The following is a 3,942-nucleotide window of genomic DNA, read 5'->3' as shown; positions in this document are numbered from 1 at the left end:
CTGTCAATCGGCACCCAAAACTGACCCCCAATAAGCGTCTAAAATTGACCCCTTGAGGGGATGCTGACTCGGGCTCAGGCGCGTGTTTTCATACGCCAGCTATCATTGCCGGTCTCGATGATGTCGCAGTGGTGGGTCAGCCGGTCGAGCAGAGCGGTGGCCATCTTTGCGTCGCCGAACACCTTTGGCCATTCGGCAAAGTCCAGGTTGGTGGTGATCACCACGGAGGTGCGTTCGTAGAGCCTGCTGATCAGATGGAACAGCAGTTGGCCGCCTGACTGGGCGAACGGCAGGTAGCCCAGTTCGTCGAGCACCAACAGGTCTAGCCGGGTTAGGGTGTCGGCAATCTTCCCCGCTCGCCCAGCCTTGTTTTCTGCTTCGAGCCGGTTGACCAGATCAACCACGGTGTAGAACCGGCAGCGCGCACCGGCACGGATGCAACTGCGAGCAATAGCGACTGCGAGGTGGCTTTTGCCCGTTCCCGTGCCGCCGACCAGCACCGTGTTACGCTGCTGGCTGAGAAACGTGCCAAGCGCCAGCTCGCGTACCAGGCCTTCGTTGATCGGACTGCCATTGAAGTCGAAGTCGGCAAGCTCCTTGGCCAGTGGCAGTTTGGCCGCACTCACCTGATAGCGGATCGACCGGGCCTGCTTCTCCGCGATCTCGGCCGCCAACAACTCGCCGACGATCTGCTGGGCGGCGTGCTGGCGTTTGACCCCGTTGGCCAGCACTTCATCGAACGCCAAACGCATTCCGACCAGTTTCAGCTCAGCCATCATCTCCATGATGTCATGGCGTTCCATTGGGCAATCTCCTGAGGGTGTCGTAGCGGGCGCAATCCGCAACCGGCTGCTGACGCAGCATCAGCGCATCCGGCACGGCGATGGAGGGCGGCAATTCGGGCTGCCGTTGCCGCGACAGGGCGTTGAGCACCACGTCGCTGCTGCAAAGACCGGCCGCGAGGGCTTCAGCACAGGCGGTTTCCACCGCCGGAAGCCCGTCTGTCAGCGCCGCGGACAGGATCTTGACCATCTGACGATCGCCGTCCGGGACGCTCTTCAGCTTCTGCCGGACCCGGCCGAGGGCGCCCGGAAGCACCCAATCCTTGAACGGCGCGCCATTGCGCATGGCGCCGGGCTTGCGCGTCAGCACGGGGACATAATGCCAAGGGTCGTAGACGGTCTGCTCCCGACCAAAGCAGCGATCATGGTTGGCGATGATCCCACCATCCTGGCGCACCACGATCCGTTCGGCGTAGGCATGCACCTCGACCGGGCGGCCGACCGCCTGCGCCATCACCGAGTATCGGTTCTTGTCGAACTGCACGAGGCAGGTCTTCGACACCGAGGCAGTCTTGGCATGAAAGCCGTCGAACGGGTTGGCGTAGCGCACCAGGCTTGGCCGTTCGGCCTCAAACATCTCCCACACCGGACTGTCGTGCCGCTCCGGATGCGGGTGAGCCTTGGCGTAAGCGACACAACGCTCCAGCAGCCAGGCATTCATCTCCGTAAAGCTCGCGAAGTGCAGCCGCGGCTTGAAAAACCGTTCCCGCACGACGTTAACCTGGTTCTCGACCTGACCTTTCTCCCAGCCTGAGGCTGGTGTGCAGGCTGTCGGCTCGACCAAATAGTGGCTGCACATCTGAAGAAAACGGCGGTTGAACACCCGCTCGCGACCAACAAACACCGCGTCTACCGCAGTGCGCATATTGTCGTAGATGCCGCGCTCGCACGTGCCGCGAAAGAACGCGAATGCCTTGTCGTGTGCGTCGAACACCATCTCCTGCGTCTCGCGCGGGTAGGCCCGCACGAACAGCATCCGGCTATGGCACAGCCGCACCTGTGCCACCTTGATCTCCATGGTCGTGCCGCGCAGCACGACGATCTCGTGCGACCAGTCGAACTGGAACGCCTCGCCTGGCGCAAAGCTAAGCGGCACGAAGGCCTCGCTGGAACCCTTGCCCTGCTGGCGCTTACGCGCCGTGGCGTAGCGGCGCACGGCGTCATAGCCGCCCTCATAACCGGCCTCGCGCAGGCCCTCAAAGATCCGGATCAGCCCAAGCCGCTCACGCCGCGACAGCAGGTCGTTGGCGGCCAGTCGCCGCTCGAGATCATCCGTCCATTGCCCCAGCTTGGGCCGCGGCTGCACCTCCCGCTCGTAGGCAAAACTGGTCTCACCCGACCGTAAAACCTTGCGAACAGTGTTCCGGGCTATCCCCAGCTCCCGGGAAATCGCCTTGATCGTCTTGCCCTGAACAAAGTGGGCCCGCCTAATCCGCGCGACCGTTTCCACAACCAGCATCTCCCCCACCACCCAAAATTGCCGGGTGGCGTCTTGCCACAGATCAGGGGGTCAATTTTGGACGCCGATTACCCCCACAGGGGGTCAAACTTCCACGCCGATACACATCCGGTCGATGACAGCATCGGCTTCAAGCGCTTTCGGGGCATGACGGTGCAGTTCCTGGCCGCGGCCCGGTCGAACCTCATCAGCAAGGATGCGCCGCGCATCGCCGTCGATGAGGTGGACGCGTACGATCCGTCGCTCGGCAACGTGAAGAACCTGATCGATATCCGCCGCCAGACCTACGGCAAGGAAAGCATGGCAGCGTTCATCAGCCATCCTGACCGGGCCGGCGGCAGTGACGCCGCCCACTGGAACGCGGGCGTGATGGCGGTCTATGCGGACAGCACGCGCTGCACCTGGTGGTGGCCATGCCCGCATTGCGGTGCCTTCAGCTCGCCGAACCCGGGCACGGCGCGGCATATGGCGCTCACCTATGCGGCTGAAGGGCCCTTGGACGAGGTCGCCGCCAGCGCGCGCCTGGTCTGCCCGGTCAATGGCTGCCTGATCGACGACGCCGACCGCCGGGCGATGAATCTGCGGGGTCGTTGGGTCGGCGCCGGCGAGACGATCGACGAAGAGGGCGTCGTCGAGGGCGTGCGCGCCACGCGCGAGACTGCCGGGTACTGGATCGTCGGCGTCATGTCGCCGTTCCTGCTCCACGGCATTGGCGGCCTGGCGCGGGCGCGGGTCGAGGCCGAGCGCGCGATGGAGGCCGGCGAGGACGACAAGAGCCTCCGCGAGGTCATGACGAAGCAGTGGGGCGTCCCGTACGATCCCCCGCGGCGCTTCGGCAGCCTCGATGCCGCCGTGCTGGCGGAACGCGCAGAGCCCGCGCTGCGGCTCGGCCAGGTGCCGCCCGGCGTGCGATTCCTGACGGCCGCGGCGGACGTGCAGGGCGGCCGCTTCGAGGGAATGGTCCGCGGCTGGGGCGAAGGCGGCGAGAGCTGGCTCTGCGACCACTGGAACATGCCGGCCGACCCAGCCACGTCGCCGGCAGACTGGGATGTGATGATCGCCCGGCTGCTGCAGCCGCTGCCTCTGGCGGACGGCTCGGGCCGCGTCATGCGCGTGCGGGCGGCCGGATATGACAGCGGCGGCGAGGCGGGCGTGACGACGCTCGGCTACGAGGCCTGGCTGCGCGCCCGGCGGGCTGGCTTCGCCCGGTTGCGCGGCAAGGTCGATGGCCGTGACGCCTGGACGCTGCTGCCGCTGAAAGGCATGGGCACCCCAAATGCCCCCCGCTTGGCGGTGGTCTACCCGGACAGCCAGCGGAAAGACCGGAAGGCCGGCGCGCGGGGGCAGATTCCGACCGGCCAGTACAGCGCCAACCGGTTCAAGGACGACCTCTCCAACCACCTCGCGACTGCGGATGGTGGTGCCAAGGCCGTCCACGTCCCGGCGGACCTGCTCGGAAACCATATGGCGCAGCCTCGTAATCCGGCACCGCCGCATCTGTTCTTCGAGCAGTTGGTGGTGGAAGTGCGGAACGCGCAAGGCCTCTGGTCGAATCCCCGACGCGCGCGGAACGAGGCTACTGACCTGATGGTCATGACGCATGTCCTCGCCCATCTGCACGGTCTCTCGCGCCTGCAGTGG

At 65.6% G+C, this 3,942-nt stretch carries 3 protein-coding genes; 1 reads left to right on the top strand and 2 read right to left on the bottom strand.

Features of this window, described 5'->3' with window-relative positions; genetic code table 11:
* Positions 1-74 precede the first annotated feature (74 nt).
* A complete protein-coding gene (gene istB, locus VGC77_RS07770) occupies positions 75-803 on the bottom strand; it encodes an IS21-like element helper ATPase IstB (protein WP_331170999.1) in 729 nt (242 codons plus the stop codon).
* Complete coding sequence (istA, locus tag VGC77_RS07765) at positions 790-2,301, bottom strand: IS21 family transposase (protein ID WP_331170998.1); 1,512 nt, start codon at positions 2,299-2,301, stop codon at positions 790-792. Before istA ends, istB begins: the two co-directional genes overlap by 14 nt.
* A gap of 57 nt (positions 2,302-2,358) precedes the next feature.
* Here istA and VGC77_RS07760 point away from each other — a divergent pair.
* Positions 2,359-3,942, top strand: a 1,584-nt coding sequence (locus VGC77_RS07760) for a terminase gpA endonuclease subunit (protein ID WP_331170997.1), incomplete at its 3' end; no start/stop codon positions are given.

Source organism: Rhodopseudomonas sp. (assembly GCF_036404135.1).
Classification (GTDB): domain Bacteria; phylum Pseudomonadota; class Alphaproteobacteria; order Rhizobiales; family Xanthobacteraceae; genus Rhodopseudomonas_A.
Note: the sequence above shows the minus strand (reverse complement) of the source record. Positions and strands in the feature narration are given on the sequence as shown.